Annotated in this window: 10 protein-coding genes and 5 pseudogenes; 9 read left to right on the forward strand and 6 right to left on the reverse strand. The window is 58.9% G+C overall.

The features are described 5' to 3' along the window. Positions 1-1,115: 1,115 nt before the first annotated feature. Positions 1,116-2,156 (forward strand): annotated as a pseudogene (locus AB3X86_RS36540) (IS630 family transposase). Positions 2,157-2,169: 13 nt separating this feature from the next. Then, on the forward strand, positions 2,170-2,292 hold the full coding sequence (locus AB3X86_RS36545) for a hypothetical protein (RefSeq protein WP_260186047.1): 123 nt from the start codon (positions 2,170-2,172) through the stop codon (positions 2,290-2,292). 1,316 nt (positions 2,293-3,608) lie between these two features. On the opposite strand, the gene AB3X86_RS36550 is transcribed toward AB3X86_RS36545, so the two are convergent. The 5 genes from AB3X86_RS36550 to AB3X86_RS36570 all read right to left on the reverse strand — a co-directional run bounded on the left by AB3X86_RS36550 (position 3,609) and on the right by AB3X86_RS36570 (position 7,830). Continuing rightward, positions 3,609-4,331 (reverse strand): ABC transporter ATP-binding protein, encoded by a 723-nt coding sequence (locus AB3X86_RS36550; protein WP_013090284.1) that lies wholly within the window; start codon positions 4,329-4,331, stop codon positions 3,609-3,611. Continuing rightward, on the reverse strand, positions 4,331-5,122 hold the full coding sequence (locus tag AB3X86_RS36555; RefSeq protein ID WP_152853905.1) for an ABC transporter ATP-binding protein: 792 nt from the start codon (positions 5,120-5,122) through the stop codon (positions 4,331-4,333). Before AB3X86_RS36555 ends, AB3X86_RS36550 begins: the two co-directional genes overlap by 1 nt. A gap of 20 nt (positions 5,123-5,142) precedes the next feature. Next, entirely contained in the window at positions 5,143-6,312 is a 1,170-nt protein-coding gene (locus AB3X86_RS36560) for an ABC transporter ATP-binding protein (protein WP_176105254.1), read from the reverse strand. Between the two features lie 26 nt (positions 6,313-6,338). After that, positions 6,339-7,289: a branched-chain amino acid ABC transporter permease gene (locus tag AB3X86_RS36565; protein WP_368599720.1), complete on the reverse strand. Its 951-nt coding sequence runs from the start codon at positions 7,287-7,289 to the stop codon at positions 6,339-6,341. A gap of 208 nt (positions 7,290-7,497) precedes the next feature. Continuing rightward, positions 7,498-7,830, reverse strand: a complete 333-nt coding sequence (locus AB3X86_RS36570) for a hypothetical protein (protein ID WP_035491685.1) — start codon at positions 7,828-7,830, stop codon at positions 7,498-7,500. 1,324 nt (positions 7,831-9,154) lie between these two features. On the opposite strand from AB3X86_RS36570, the pseudogene AB3X86_RS36575 reads away from it, so the two are divergent. The 7 genes and pseudogenes from AB3X86_RS36575 to AB3X86_RS36605 form a co-directional block, all read left to right on the forward strand. Further along, positions 9,155-9,673, forward strand: a pseudogene (locus AB3X86_RS36575) (IS6 family transposase); the annotation flags it as partial. Between the two features lie 76 nt (positions 9,674-9,749). After that, positions 9,750-10,081: pseudogene (locus tag AB3X86_RS36580) on the forward strand (IS5/IS1182 family transposase); the annotation flags it as partial. Between the two features lie 306 nt (positions 10,082-10,387). Next, a pseudogene (locus tag AB3X86_RS36585) lies at positions 10,388-10,844 on the forward strand (transposase); the annotation flags it as partial. Between the two features lie 208 nt (positions 10,845-11,052). Continuing rightward, entirely contained in the window at positions 11,053-12,180 is a 1,128-nt protein-coding gene (locus AB3X86_RS36590; RefSeq protein ID WP_368587817.1) for a phosphoribosyltransferase domain-containing protein, read from the forward strand. Continuing rightward, positions 12,170-12,928, forward strand: a complete 759-nt coding sequence (locus tag AB3X86_RS36595; protein WP_368599721.1) for a trehalose phosphatase — start codon at positions 12,170-12,172, stop codon at positions 12,926-12,928. The genes AB3X86_RS36590 and AB3X86_RS36595 overlap by 11 nt, the downstream gene beginning before the upstream one ends. Continuing rightward, positions 12,921-14,015: a cysteine protease StiP domain-containing protein gene (locus AB3X86_RS36600; RefSeq protein ID WP_368587819.1), complete on the forward strand. Its 1,095-nt coding sequence runs from the start codon at positions 12,921-12,923 to the stop codon at positions 14,013-14,015. The genes AB3X86_RS36595 and AB3X86_RS36600 overlap by 8 nt, the downstream gene beginning before the upstream one ends. A 62-nt stretch (positions 14,016-14,077) precedes the next feature. Beyond that, on the forward strand, positions 14,078-14,335 hold the full coding sequence (locus AB3X86_RS36605; protein WP_368599722.1) for an HpcH/HpaI aldolase/citrate lyase family protein: 258 nt from the start codon (positions 14,078-14,080) through the stop codon (positions 14,333-14,335). 535 nt (positions 14,336-14,870) lie between these two features. On the opposite strand, the pseudogene AB3X86_RS36610 reads toward AB3X86_RS36605, so the two are convergent. Then, positions 14,871-15,119: pseudogene (locus AB3X86_RS36610) on the reverse strand (hypothetical protein); the annotation flags it as partial.

A 15,119-nucleotide genomic window follows, 5' to 3' on the forward strand; every position in this document is an offset into this window, starting at 1 on the left:
GGCTCCAATACGCCGATCATCGAGTGGCCCGATTGCGCCGATCATGCACTGGCTCGATTGCGGCGATCATCCGGTGGCTCGATTACGCCGATCCCGGAATGGCTCGAATATGCCGGTCAGTGACAGCTGCCGACTGACCAAGAGACATGCACCAAAGCCTCCCAACGAGGTGCTCACCACATTGGCAGTCTTGGTCCTGACGGACGAGGGGTCGATGCTGCGTTTCGCAGATCAACGTGCAAAAGTGTGCTTCTCAGTAGACTTCGTCATGGCCAAGCAGCGTGTGCCTCGCTCTGGCTTTTCGATCGTGCTGCTCAACCTAGATTTGCCGGTGCGAAGTTCGGGCACGCATGCCACGCATGTGGATGCTGGTCGATACGATCTTGCAACAATGCAATCTTGTCTCGCCTTGAGAACGAGTTGAATTATGAAAGCAACGTTACTTATGTCTTGTGTGATGGTAATCGGGATGCTCGCACTGTCGGCCCACGCCACTGATGTAAACTCTGACTTCCGGCCACAGGAATGTTGGCTCCCTGACGGCACTCCTTGTGACGGGATTGGGACTAATTGAATCCATGTCAACCGATCTCTGCCGATGCGTCACGTCATCATGCTGAATGGAGTTCCGGTTGATGGTCTGTGTGCGCGCAAAACGCCCGCCGAAGCAGCCAAGGCGGTTGTGGTCGCACAGCAGACCGCATATCGTGGTAATAATCTGCCTTGAACATGCGCTGGCTGTACTCTCTTCGGATTACATCCCTTGGGCAGTCCAGCGATCTCAACACCACCTTCCTGATGCGGCTCCGGCGGCAGTGAGTGGCAACAAGCCGGCGTATAGGATCGACTTCACCCAATGCTGCTGCCGAGGTTGCGAGCGGTGGACAAGATAGACTTCTCGCGCGTGGTCGTGGATTCCTCCTCGATTCGTGCGATCGGGGCGGGCGAAGAACTGGTCCGAACCCACCGATCGTGCACGACCAGGCATCACCTCGCCTCCAACGGCACGCGCATCGTGGCGATCCTGACGGGTGCCAATCGTAGCCACGTCACCCCACTAGTACAACATCCAGTAAATAGCTTGATTGAATTATTGCGTTGGCTAACATGTCGGGATGAGCCAAGGTCGTCATGCAGCGCCAGTGAAGTTGGAAAAAAAAGAACGAGAAGAACTCCTGTCGCTGATCGAGCGAAAGACCGCGGCTCAGCGAGATGTGATGCGGGCGCGCATCGCGCTGTGGGCGCACGAAGGACACCCGAATACGGTGATCGCTCGGGAGCTGCGCGTGTCGGTGCAGACGGTCTGCACGTGGCGCAAGCGCACAGCACGGTGGGCAGGGCCTGCGCGAGAGTGAGCGTAGCGGCCGTCCGCCACGCATCACGCAAGAAACGCGACTGCAGTTGATTGCGTTGGCATGTGAAGCACACGAACCCGAGGGACGGGTTACGCCAACGCTGGACGGGATAGTGGCGCGCGCGATCGAGCGCGGCATTGTCGAACAGATCAGCCGCAGCCATGTGCAGCGAATCTTGCAGGCCGGCGACGTGCGCCCACACCGAGTCAAGCAATGGCTTCACCGTTCGGATCCCGCCTTTCGTGAGAAGGTCAATGTGATTTGCAAGTTGTACCGCAAGGCCCCTCGAAACGCGGTGGTACTCAGCATCGACGAGAAGACTAGCATTCAAGCCATCGAGCGCAAGAGAGTTTTGAATATATCCGCCACGGCACCCAAGCGCTGATTGCCGCGCTTGATGTGCATACCGGAGAGGTGCTGGCAGACTGCCGCGAGCGGCGTACCCAGGACGATCTGGTCGCCGTCATGGAGCGCGTGGCGGCTGCGCACCCGGGCTAAACGGGTGCACCTGAGATTTGCGACAACCTGAATACGCATCGCGCTCAGGCCGTTTGGCAGGCATTCAACGAGCGGTATGATGAACGGTTTCACTTCCACTTCACCCCGCTGCACGCGAGCTGGGTCAATCAGATCGAACTTTGGTTTGCCCGCTACACGCGCCGAGTGCTACGCCATGCCAGCCATACCGGCACCGCGCAGCTGCGCGAGCGTACCGAGCAGTTTATCCGCGAGAATAATCAGGCAGCACGCACCTTCAAATGGACTTTCCGGGGCTATCCGCTGCAAACTGGCGCATCGTAATCGAGAGACAGACATGCCAGCCATCCCCACTAAACATTACGCGGCCGAACTTCAGCGTCAACTGCGCAGCTTGCTCGGTCATGAGCAGATCGTCACACAAGCCTACGGGCGGCACCTGCTGATCATTCATCGATGATGAGGAACCGACTGTTGTGGCGCGCCTTACCGAGCTCGGCCGCAATCGTTATAGTGCCGCCTTTCGCAGCCACACCGGCCGATGGGAGCCGCTGCCGGTACAGGCTCACTCGACGAAATGACTGAGGTCATCGTCACGCTCCTGCAGCCTTACTTGCAACCCGATAATTACTAAAGCCAATTGACGGATGTTGTACTAGTCCCGCTGATTGAGGCCATCGTGCCGATCGGCGGCAGGCGCAGGCGGCCTTTGAGCCGTCCCTCGCCGCGCCAATGCCGAACGGGGTTACGACCACGACAAATACGACGCGCTCTTCGCGCGCGCACTATTCCCACTTGCATCGCGCGGCGTGGTCACCCGCATCGCAGTGGACCTAGGAAAGTCCGTCGGGTTGCCGAGCGTACGCATGCCCGACCGCATCATTTCCGTCGTCTGCTATTCGCTTCGAACGTCGCGCTGCTATTCACGAAACGTTCCTCAAACTCGGCTGTTGCTCAATCTGCTGGAAGACTCTTCAGCGCGTTCAGCAGTCCTTATGCAACCTTCTCTTACAATAAGCACGGAACTCGTGAATACGTGGCCACGACAGAAAGTCGATGCTGGATCGGTCCAGTCGAGTTAAGCGCGCGAATAGCATCGTTCGAATCGAATCGTACATCATGCATGATGTAGAAGACGCACAACCCGCCGAAGAGACTTCCGCCTACCAAGAGACAGTAAGAAGTACCTGTGCTACTCGGTCGACAGGGGGTAAAACAGTCGATCTCCTGCTGCGTGTGCCCATCGCGACAAGACCGCCGCGCGATGTTACTTCGAGAAGGCGAGCGGACAGAAGGATGAACCGGGAAGAATCCTAGAGCACCATCCGGTTGCGCTCGATGCCGGCCCGCGCACGACAGAACAAGCGGCCGAACAAAATCATCGAATAGTCGTGGTATCTGACCAGCTCCGGCAAGTACGCAGAGTGCTCTGCCCCATACGATTCCGTAACTGCTCCAACGACATTCCGGAAACGCTTGTATTGCGTAAACGTCGCTCTTAAGGGCCCATTGGCAGTCGCACTAGACGTCCGCTGATTTGTAATATCCAGATTGAACGCGTCTGGATCGAACCTACCGCGCAACACCGGTGCGGAAAGTGATCCCGCTTAGGCACTGTCGACCTTAAAGCGATGGTGCGAGTTATAGCCATAGTGGTAGATGCCTGTAAATGATCTAACGTGCCAAGCGCGCTTTTTGATCAGCGTGACCTCGGCATCGGCGGATCGTTCGGGAAGCCGGGACCCGACTTACCATAGCCAGTATCACACAACAGCATTATTCTCCGAGGTAGGCGGCCCGAACCTTCGGATCGTCGAGCATCTGTTTCGCGTCGCCCGACATCGTGATCAGACCGGAGTCCATCACGTAGCCACGATTGGCCGCCTGCAGCGCGAGACGCGCGTTCTGCTCGACGAGCAGAACGGTCATACCTTCGGCGGAAATCGAGCGCACCACTTCGAAGATCTTCTCGACCATGATCGGCGAGAGGCCCATCGACGGTTCGTCGAGCAGCAACAGTTTCGGCCGCGAGATGATTGCGCGCGCCATCGCGAGCATCTGCTGCTCACCGCCCGACAGCGTGCCCGCGTACTGCGACGCGCGCTCCTTCAGACGCGGGAAGAAGCCGAACATGCGCTCGACGTCCGACTTGATACCGTCGACATCGTTGCGCAGATACGCGCCCATCTGCATGTTCTCGACGATCGACATGCGCGCGAAGATGCCGCGACCTTCCGGCACCATCGCGAGACCGCGCTTGAGCAGCTCGTGCGCGGGCAGGCCTTTGATCGACTGGCCCATGTACTCGATATCGCCGGCCGCATACGCCTTCAGGCCCGTGATCGCCTTCATCGTCGTGGTCTTGCCCGCGCCGTTCGCGCCGATCAGCGTGACGAGTTCGCCCTGCCCGACCTCGAGGTCGACACCCTTGACCGCCTGGATGCCACCGTAGTTGACCTGCAGGCCCTTGATTTTCAACATTGCTTGCGTCGTGGACATCAGTGCACCCCCGCACCCAGATAAGCTTCGATCACCTTCGCGTCTTTCTGCACGTCCTGCGGCAGACCCTGTGCGATCACCTTGCCATAGTCGAGCACCGTCATCTGGTTGCACAGGCCCATCACGAGCTTCACGTCGTGTTCGATCAGCAGAATCGTCTTGCCGTCCGCGCGGATCTTGTCGAGCAGCTTGGTCAGCTCGACCTTCTCGGTGGCGTTCATGCCGGCCGCCGGTTCGTCGAGCGCGAGCAGCTTCGGATCGGTCGCCAGCGCACGGGCGATTTCGAGGCGCCGCTGGTGACCATACGACAGGTTGCGCGACGTGTAGTCCGCGTATTGCGTGATGCCGACGTAGTCGAGCAGTTCGAGCGCGCGCTCCTTGATTTCCCGCTCTTCCTTGCGTTCGGCCGGCGTCTGGAACACCGCGCCCAGCAGACCGTGCTTGGTGCGCACATGACGGCCGACCATCACGTTTTCGAGCGCGGTCATGCCGCCGAACAGGCGAATGTTCTGGAACGTGCGCGCGATGCCCGCCTTCGCGACCTGATAGACCGCGGTCGGCGTGTAGTTCTCGCCGTCGAGCTTGAACTCGCCCGAATCCGGCGTGTACAGACCCGTGATCACGTTGAAGAAGGTCGTCTTGCCGGCGCCGTTCGGGCCGATCAGACCGTAGATTTCGCCCGCGCGGATCTGCAGGCCGACCTCGGAAAGCGCCTGCAAACCGCCGAAGCGCTTGTTGACGCCCTTCACCGACAGACGGATCGCCGCGTTGTTGCTTACGTTATCGCTCATGTCTTTTTCTCCACCGGACCTTATGCGCGCACCGGCTTCTTGCCGCTACGCTTTGCCAGCTTCGCAATCTTGTCTTCGTGCTTCGGCGCCGGCCACAGGCCTTCCGAGCGATACAGCATGATCACGACCATCGCGAGACCGTACAGCAGCTGGCGGATCACTTCGGTATCGACGACTTCATGGCCGAAGATCATGTTCTGCAGCGGACCCATAGTGGAGCGCAGGAACTCGGGGAACACCGCGAGCAGCACCGCGCCGAGGATCACGCCCGGAATGTGGCCCATGCCGCCGAGCACCACACAGGCGAGCACCACGACCGATTCCCAGAACGTGAACGATTCCGGCGACACGAAGCCCTGGAACGCACCGAACATCGCGCCCGACAAGCCGCCGAACGACGCGCCCATCGCGAACGCGAGCAGCTTCACGTTGCGGGTGTTGATGCCCATCGCCTTGGCGGCAATTTCATCTTCGCGGATCGCGGCCCACGCGCGGCCGATACGCGAATGCTGCAGACGCGTACACGTCCAGATCACGAACAGCGCACACAGCACGAACAGGTAGTAGTACAGGTACACCGCCGGGAACTGCATGCCGAACAGCGAGTGCGACTGCGCGAAGCTGAAGCCGCCGATCTGCACCGGAGCGATCCCGGTGATCCCCTTCGGACCGTTGGTGATGTTTACCGGACGGTCGAGGTTGTTCATGAAGATCCGCACGATTTCCCCGAAGCCGAGGGTCACGATCGCCAGGTAGTCGCCACGCAGACGCAGCGTCGGCGCGCCGAGCAGAATCCCGAACATCGCGGCCAGCGACATCGCGATCGGCACGATGATCCAGATCGGCACGTTCAAACCGTGCGGCGCGAGCGCCGCGATCCATTCGAATTGCGTCGACAGGTGCGGCGAACTGAGCAGCGCGGCCGTGTAGGCACCGATCGCGTAGAACGCGATGTAGCCCAGGTCGAGCAGGCCGGCAAAGCCCACCACCACGTTCAGGCCCAGCGCGAGCATCACGTACAGCATCGCGAAGTCGAGCACGCGGACCCAGTAGTTGCCGCCCGCCGCGCCGATGATCATCGGCGCAGCGATCACGAAGATCGTCGTAAGGATGCCGATGGTCAGCGTCTTCGTGCGGTTCTTTTCGGGGATGAGCGTTGTGGACGGCTCGATCGGTTGAATTGAGGTCATGATTGTTGACTCCTTGTGGCCCGGGATCAGGCGCGATCCGCGACACGTTCGCCGAGCAGACCCGACGGACGGAACACGAGCACGACGATCAGCACGATGAACGCGAACACGTCCTGGTAGTTACTACCGAACACGCCGCCCGTGAGGTTGCCGATATAGCCGGCGCCCAACTGCTCGATCAGGCCGAGCAGCACGCCGCCGACCATCGCGCCGCCGAGATTGCCGATACCGCCGAGCACCGCCGCGGTAAAGGCCTTCAGGCCAGGGATGAAGCCCATGTAGAAGTGCGCGTTGCCGTATTCGGACGCGATCATCACGCCGGCGAGCGCAGCCAGCGCCGAGCCGATCATGAAGGTCGCCGAAATCACGAAGTTCGGGCTCACACCCATCAGGCTCGCGACGTTCGGATTCTCGGCGATCGCGCGCATCGCGCGGCCGAGCCTGGTCTTGTGCACGAGCAGCAGCAGGCCGCCCATCACGACGAACGCCACCACGATGATCACGATTTCGGTCATCGAGATCACGGCGCCGGGCGTCGTGTCGGTGGCCTTGATCACGTTGATCGGGTCGGTGGGCAACAGCTGCGGGAACGGCAGCGGATTGCGCGACCAGATCATCATCGCGAGCGTCTGCAGCAGAATCGACACACCGATCGCGGTGATCAGCGGCGCGAGACGCGGTGCGCGGCGCAACGGCCGGTAGGCCACGCGCTCGATCGTGTAGCCGACCACCGCGCAGACCGCCGCCGCGATGAGCAACGCGATGACCAGCGTCAGCACGTTGCCGAGGCCGGGAAAGTGGTTCTGCAGCACACCTATGGCGGAGAGCGCAACCATCGCGCCCACCATCAACACGTCGCCGTGAGCGAAGTTGATGATGCCCAGAATGCCGTAAACCATCGTATAGCCCAGTGCGATGATAGCGTAGACACTGCCAAGCACCAGTCCATTCATGATTTGTTGGACCAGAATGTCCATGTCTCTCTTACTCCAGTTGACCGCCTACGGGTTGATACGGGGTAACGGACAGTGCGATGATGTCCGTTACCTGTCAAAAAATAATCGAGTGCGATGGCGGCTATCGCCCCAAATCGCACAGACCGTCACATGTGCGTCGATCCAGTCGCCTGTCCGATCGAATGCGACTTCCCGATCATGGTCGAGAATTGCATCTGCTTGTGCACTGTCACGAAATCACGCCAGAAATACTGCGGCCGATCGCCGTCGCGTCTCCCGAATAGACGAGTTTCTGAACGGAGTACGCGCCCGGTTCCCGACCCACTGCGTCATCCTCCGATAGCACTTCGAACGCAACCGAGCGACGATTTGCCGCTGCTGATGCTCTGTTCACATCTTGAACCGCGATTCGAACAGCGCTTTCGTCGTTCTTTCCAAAGGTAAACTGCCCGCCTGTCAGCGGTTCAGCAACTATCTCCGTTGCGAATTTAGGCTGTCCAGCCACGCGGACAGCGGACGGCAGTGCCGCGACCGAAGCGGACGACTGATTGATGCCATTCATGGATGTCCCTCTCTTTGTATTGCTCAACTGATAACGGGCTCCCATCCGTTTTGCCCGATATGCACGCAAGCTTCAGCCAAAATCCACATATTCCAAAAGTCCGCGCGTTCTTTTTTTCGCCGAGTGTCGACGCGACATTTGACAGCATTCATCGTGTTCTCGACCAAGCGTTACTTACGGATCAATACATTTTCTCGGAGCCGCACGGATCACGTCAGCAGTCGCATCGCATCCCGCTAGGGCTAGCGTCAAAAGCGATCACACAGAACCAGAAATTTCTGTTGCGTGGCCCCGGAATAGCACTATTCGACTGGAACTCTTGAATTGCAAGCGTCGCATACTTACCCTTTTTCGACTCATGTACATGATCTCTATGTGCCCGACAGAACGACGCATCAGATCCAAAAATTCCTGAAGCGAACATCAGCTTGATGATGCGTTTGATGGCGCAGCGGTCTCACGTGACGCTATGTTGTTCAGGTACCTCTCCTGGACAATTGTTGAGCGGTGTCGCCTACCCGTCGTTGCGCGCGTCAAGCGGCAATCAGATCGCCACCCTTTTGTCAACGGCCGCCTTTTTGTGGATCGCCAATGCTGATGAATCGCCATCCCGAAATAACGATGTGCATTAGCCATTGCAGGAGGGGGTGCAGCAGCGCATCGACCGTCTACGCCTCGTCACGCCAACCGCCGGCTTGTCTACAAAACCGCGCTTTCAAATAGCACCACCAGCCTGATGGCCTAATGATCAGCTTCGGGGCTCGGAGCGGCCAACACCCTTTCGACGCTACGTTGCCTCCTCCCCCCTTGCGGCAGTGCGTTCCTGTCAATCTACCCGACGCGCCCAACTGCCAGCCTCCTTCAGAAGGACCAAGGCACCCCGGCCCGGCACAATACTGCGGTGGGCCGAGGCTGGGCCCTATTCTATTTTGCGCGATTAGGAATATGAAATAAATTCGGCTTATATCCAAGCAGCTCACTTTTCCTTGCCACATAAATTCTGCTTATGCCGGCTTAAGCAAGTTATGCTTGTAGCAGAGATGAACTGCCGTTAGGATTGCCCGGTCACACCTTCAACGATCCGAGTGGACGCCGTTTCGGTGGGTGTTTTCAGGGCTACGAAGCTCATCCAGTGATGAAGTTCGATCCGATCGATGAGCCATCAGAATGAAGTGATCAAGCAGTTAAAGTGGTTGGTAGTTGGGGCCGTCGCGGGGCATGGTGAACGTGCATGGGCATCGGCGTCCGACTAAAGAAATGACCAAGGTTTTGTCCCAATAAGGGACCTGCCATGTGGAGGCCCCGAAGACGGATGATCTGACCGATGAAGCAGAACCTGAATCGCGCGGTCGCGAAGGTGCTCAAGAGCCTACATTATCCGCTTGACGTAATCCTTCTCTGCGTGCGCCGGTACGCTGCGTATCCGCTGAGTCTGCGTCACCTCGAACAGACGAATGGCGAACGAGGAATTTCGGTTCGCCATCCGACTGTGCATCGCTGGACACTCAAACTGTTGCCGGTTCTAGAGAAGCCGTTTCGGCGCTGCAAGCCGGCGGGCGGCAGGAGTTGGGGCATGGACGAAACGTACATTCGCGTGAGGAGCGAGTGGAAATATTATTTGTACCGCGCCGCGGACAAGGCTGGCAACACGATCGCTTTCCTTCTGCGAGCCCGTCGTGACAAGGCTGCGGCCCGGAGACACTTCGAAAAGGCGATGACTCTGAACGGTGAACCGTAGACTGTGACGATTGATAAAAGCGGATCAAATCTGGCGGCGCTACAAGCGCTCACCGCCGAACGCGAGACGCCGATCAAGGTCTGCCAGAACAAATGCCTGAACAATTCTACTCGCTGGCGAAATAAGCAATCCTATGATATCGCGCTTTGCTATGACTGTGTCCTTTTCGCGGCCAAATCCTGTTGGGACCGACAAGGCTTACGACATGTGCGACTCTGTTCGTGATTGCCGGACGCGCAACGTGACGCCCCATGTGGCGCGCAACGTTGCTCATCGAGACGGAAGCGCGATTGATGGGCGCGCTTCGCGGCACGCCGGTTACGGCATCAGCCAGGTGAAACTTAAACGCATCGAAGAGTACTCCGGTTGGGGCAAGACCATTGGCAGAATTCGGCAGACCAACTATCGAGGCATCAAGCGGGTCACCAGCACTTCAGACTGACCATGCTGGCGAGCAACCTGACCGGAATGGCCCGAATACTGATGGCCGTGCCGCGAGGAGCAGCGCAATGAGTCGCCGGACGCGGCCACCGGGCGAAAACGCGCCGGCTGGCTCACTCGCCTGTGGTGTGCCCCGGACGATCCATGTGCAACTCAGCGACGAATTGCATACGAAATCCCTTTAAACATTGCCGCGGTTGTCAAAACGAGGCGATTTTCGACAGCCTGTTAGGTCCTCGACCTCGCATCAAACTTGGGAAAGGCTGACCAATCGGCTACGCGGTCGTCGGTGACGAGGACGAAGACGTTGTAGTAAGAGGCTCACGAAACGGTCCCACGATCATGAAGCGGTAGCTCGGTTTTTCAGAAGCAGGAGGTCTGGACAAGAAGCGAGTGATCAGGCGTCAGCGTTTCCTTGCAGAGATGGAGAAAGTGGTACCGTGGGAGCGCTTGCTGTTGGCGACCGGGCCGTACTACCCGAAAGGCGAATGGGGCCGCCCGCCGATGGGACTTGAGCGGATGCTGCGGATCTACTTTCTTGAACAGTGGTACGGCCTGACGGATGAAGTCCTTGAAGACGCGCTGAACGACAGTTTCGCGATGCGCGCGTTCCCGGGCATCGACTTGGCGCGCGAGAACCTACCGAATGCCGCCACGCTGTGAAGTTTCGGCGGCTGTTGGTCGCAGCATGAGTTGACGCGAAAGCTGTTCGATGAGATCGGGATCGCGCTATGCGAGCGCGGGGATGAAAGAAGGCACGCCGGTGGATGCCACGATCTTCGCGACACCGCCGTCGACGAAGAATGTCGAAAAGAGCCGTGCCCCGGAAATACACCCGCACGGATGCTTAGAATCAGCCGTCGACGACCGTCCTGTTTTTAAAAGCCGCGAGTCGCACCGCCAAGCCATCGGCAATCGGCAATCGGCAATCGGCAATCGGCAATCGGCAATCGGCAATCGGCAATCGGCAATCGGCAATCGGCAATCGGCAATCAGCAATCGGCAATCGGCTCATTGATCAGCGTTTCGCAAGGAAGCAGTTCATGGACAGCAATGTAGTACCGACGTTCCTACGCGCTCAACTTAAGCGGGGACTTCTCGAGGTCAAAGTCGACGCCGCCGCCTTGCCCGCGGCTACCCTGTTCGGTTTCGCAGAGCGCCGGAATCCTAAGCGGGCATTCCTCTTCGTGTCAAAAGTTCTGGGACGACTCGTGCCGACGCGGCCATCGATCATGGCTGCCAGTTTCGAGAGCCTCGTCAGCGAGATCCCAGCGGACCTGCCCGGCCCAGTGCTGGTAATAGGCGTGGCCGAAGCCGCAGTTGGCCTCGGTGCCGGCGTGCACCGTGCTTACAGTGCCACGCGTTCCGACAGCGTGTACCTCACCAGTACCCGTCATCCTTTGGGTACCGACCTCTTTTCTCGATTCGAGGAAGAGCACAGTCATGCCAGCACCCATTTAATCCACCTGCCAGTCGATCCCGAGGTTCGTGATTTGATGCTCCAGGCCCGATCTTTAATCTTGGTGGACGATGAGGCTTCGACCGGCAAGACCTTTCTCAACCTGCACCGCGCACTAATCGAAGCCGGCCTGAACAAGATCGAGCGAGTGGTCACGTGTGTCCTGACGGACTGGTCTGGGGGTGCTGTGCGTAAGGCCATCGGAGAGTCGACCACCGCCGTATCCTTGCTGAGCGGCTCGTATCAGTTCCACGAAGATCAGTCCGCGCCTCTGCCGGATATGCTAGGTGTCGGCGCCGTTTCTATAGGCGGATGGCCTCTCTCGCCCCGCAATGACTGGGGGCGCTTAGGCGTTCGCCACGTGGACGACACGCTCGCACCGAACATTCAAATCCATCCCGGCGAGAAAGTCGTCGTAGTGGGTACCGGTGAGTTCGTCTGGCGTCCCTTCCTGCTGGCAGAGCGCGCGGAGCGAGCCGGGGCAGACGTCTACTTCAGCGCTACCACCAGGTCCCCTATAGCCATAGGCCACGCCATCGAGCACGCGCTGTCGTTTCCTGACAACTATGGCCTCGGTATTCCGAACTTCCTCTACAACGTGAAGCCCGGTGAATTCGACCGAGTTCTTATCTGCACCGAAACCCCGGCGCAAGCGCTCCCTGCAGAACTGGTTGATGTCCTGAATGCGGAGATAATTTTCGATGAGCAGTAATCGTCCGCTGATATTCGTCGACCTCGACGACACCCTGTTCCAGACCGCAAGTAAGATGGCGGATGACACCCCACGAATCATCGCCACCCTAGACGTGCATGGACAGCCCAACGGGTATATGAACCCGGTCCAGAACTTCTTCCTGAACTGGCTGCTGGCCTCGGCCGACGTCGTTCCGGTAACCGCACGTAGCGTGGAGGCCTACAACCGCGTCAAGCTTCCTTTCACCGAAGGTGCAATCTGCTCCCATGGAGGCGTGATGCTCCGCCCTGACGGATCGCTTGACCAGCCCTGGCACGCACAGATGGCCGAGTCGCTCCGGACCTTTCAAGACCGGCTGTCGACACTGAGGGAGGCCACCCTGCAAATCGGCAAAGAACTGGGCTACTCCCTGCGCAGTTGGGTAGTTGAAGAGAAAGGTCTGCGCCACTACGTGCTGACCAAACACAACGAGTCCAACGACTCGGTGCTCACCGAGTTGCTGACCGAAGTTCAATCTCGAAGCATGTTGGAATGCATGCACACCCACGTTAATGGAAACAACCTCGCCCTCCTGCCTGCGGGTTTGGAAAAACGCTTCGCCGTTCAAGAATGGTTGCGCCGCGATCGTGAAGTCCACGGCGAGCGGCCGGTCCTGGGCTTCGGTGACAGCATCTCCGACCTGGGGTTCATGGACCTCTGTCACATGTGGTCAACGCCGGCGCGCAGTCAACTGGCAACAGTAGTGAAGGGGCTCATCAATGAGTAATCCTCTCGCCACCCTGAGCACCGTCGGCAGCGGCAGCTACGCCCCTGAAGATGTGCATTTCCTTTTGCAACGCGTGCAGATGAGCTTCACTACCGTTGAGGAAAAGGAGCTTCTGATTCAGACGAACCGGAAGCACTACTCTGAGATAATAAGCTTCGAGCAGGCTCCTACCGACGTGCACAAGGGTCTCTACACCCATGCCTTGGCGCGGAACGGCGCTCGTATGGCTTCCAATGTTCAGGCCTTGGCATTGGCATTGAGTGCCGCTTACACCGGGCCGAGCATCGCCCTGGTTTCATTTGTTCGCGCAGGCGTGCCCCTCGGTGTCCTGCTGCGCCGGGCACTCGTCGAAATGGGCCGCGATACTCACCACTACGGTGTCAGCATCATTCGCGATCGCGGGATCGACATGGTGGCTCTGGAAGCCATCATCCAGCTGCATGGGGCCGAAAAGATCGCCTTCGTGGATGGTTGGACCGGCAAAGGCGCAATCTCCGATGAGCTCAAGCGGACCTTGGACGACGACAAGCGCTTCCCAGCAGAGCCTCGCCTCGTTGTTCTAGCAGACCCCTGCGGCCGCGCTTGGCTGGCTGGCTCTGCAGAGGACTGGGTAATTCCGTCCGGCATCCTCGGTGCAACCGTGTCGGGCCTCGTATCCCGCACCATCTGGCCGACTCAAGGTGGGCTTCATGGTTGCGTGACATACGACCACCTGCCTAAGCATGACGTAACCCGAGAGTTCATCGATACGATCGAGGCCGAACGTGGGGCGCTGGGCGAAGTTTATCCCGCAACTCCATGGACCGACGAACAGCGATTGGAGCTCCAAGCGTCCGCTGATCACGTGGTGTCCTCACTGGCAACGCGTTTTGGCACTTTCAACTTGAATCGCGTGAAGCCGGGTATCGCTGAGGCAACCAGAGCTGTTCTGCGTCGTGTGCCCGATCACGTTCTGGTACGTGATAGCAACGACAGCGACGTGCAATTGTTAATGCATCTCACTGACCGCGCGGGCGTGACCGTAGAGGAGGCTGGCGCGGACCTGGGTCCGTATCGTGCCGCGACAATCACACGGAGTCCCAACTGAGGGGCGACATTTCTACGTTCGCCCTCGGGGCGACTCTGTACATGCCGGCTACCCGCGGTGACATGCTGGACGTGGTTTTCGGCACCAAGATCTCAGAATTGTGCTCACTTGTGGTGTGCCTGGAAGACGCGGTGGCGGCGATCGACGTCGAAAGCGCGCTCGCGAACCTGCGGGCGCTCCTCATGGAGGTTGAGGCTTGGGGCGGCCGCCCTGAACATGGTCTCCTGCTGCTCCTCCGGCCGCACGATGCTGCGATGGCAGCAGTGCTGAGTGACTGGCCGCTGATGAAGCACGTCGACAGGTTCGTCGTCCCAAGTTGACACTGAAATCCCTCCAATCTTGGGAATACGCGGTGAGCACCTTGGATCTGTGCCTCATGCCCACACCGGAGACAGTCGACGCGTTCGACCCTGGCCCAATGGTGGAGCTTCGCCAAGCTCTGAAGGCGAACCCCAAATCAGCGCATCATCACGCTGCGGATTGGCGAAAAACCTCATGGGTTGTCTTGGTCTGCGACACAATCCGGCCACCACTGGGGCTGGAGACGCTGGTCGCGTCAAGGCTCGCTCGTTTCTAACACCGTCTAAGCTCCCTCGAACACCGGCGAAGTCCGGAATTGCCGAGTGAACCAATCCAGATTTCTGTCCGCACCCCACGGAAGAGATTCTATCCGACGCTGACGTGTCCGTCAGTCTGCAAACCCGGGGCTCGTCTAGCAGGCTGTTGAAAAGCACCTCGCCAGTGTTGAGCACTCTGTTTCATTGAGTCGCTGCGCCGGTTTGGTTGATGTCGATTTAATGCTCGAAGCCTTTTATTCAGGTGGACGCAATGCCATTTCCTCGCCGCCTGTCTAGCCTATGCCGCTTTCGCCGCGAGCGTGCGCATGTGAGTCAGGTTGTAGGCCGCCTGAATCAACAGGAAAAGCTGGTCAACTCGTTGCAGTCCCCCCAATATCGCCTGCACGAATCGTGCAGCCGTGAACCGCCCCGGGATTTCCGGAGGCTCCACTTCTTGAGAAAATGGAGCTATGGAAAACACGAAGAAGAAGTGTCCAAGGTACTCGCCTGAAGTTCGTGAGCGGGCTGTGCGAATGGTTCTGGAACA

It is taken from the genome of Paraburkholderia sp. BR14374 (assembly GCF_040948685.1).
Classification (GTDB): domain Bacteria; phylum Pseudomonadota; class Gammaproteobacteria; order Burkholderiales; family Burkholderiaceae; genus Paraburkholderia; species Paraburkholderia youngii.

Excerpts from the sequence above, each read along its gene's own strand:
- AB3X86_RS36600 (WP_368587819.1), top strand. The coding sequence starts at position 12,921 with ATGAGTAATCCTCTCGCCACCCTGAGCACCGTCGGCAGCGGCAGCTAC.
- AB3X86_RS36570 (WP_035491685.1), bottom strand. The coding sequence starts at position 7,830 with ATGAATGGCATCAATCAGTCGTCCGCTTCGGTCGCGGCACTGCCGTCC.
- AB3X86_RS36555 (WP_152853905.1), bottom strand. The coding sequence starts at position 5,122 with ATGAGCGATAACGTAAGCAACAACGCGGCGATCCGTCTGTCGGTGAAG.
- AB3X86_RS36545 (WP_260186047.1), top strand. The coding sequence starts at position 2,170 with ATGCCAGCCATCCCCACTAAACATTACGCGGCCGAACTTCAGCGTCAA.
- AB3X86_RS36605 (WP_368599722.1), top strand. The coding sequence starts at position 14,078 with ATGCTGGACGTGGTTTTCGGCACCAAGATCTCAGAATTGTGCTCACTT.
- AB3X86_RS36595 (WP_368599721.1), top strand. The coding sequence starts at position 12,170 with ATGAGCAGTAATCGTCCGCTGATATTCGTCGACCTCGACGACACCCTG.
- AB3X86_RS36550 (WP_013090284.1), bottom strand. The coding sequence starts at position 4,331 with ATGTCCACGACGCAAGCAATGTTGAAAATCAAGGGCCTGCAGGTCAAC.
- AB3X86_RS36560 (WP_176105254.1), bottom strand. The coding sequence starts at position 6,312 with ATGACCTCAATTCAACCGATCGAGCCGTCCACAACGCTCATCCCCGAA.
- AB3X86_RS36565 (WP_368599720.1), bottom strand. The coding sequence starts at position 7,289 with ATGGACATTCTGGTCCAACAAATCATGAATGGACTGGTGCTTGGCAGT.
- AB3X86_RS36590 (WP_368587817.1), top strand. The coding sequence starts at position 11,053 with ATGGACAGCAATGTAGTACCGACGTTCCTACGCGCTCAACTTAAGCGG.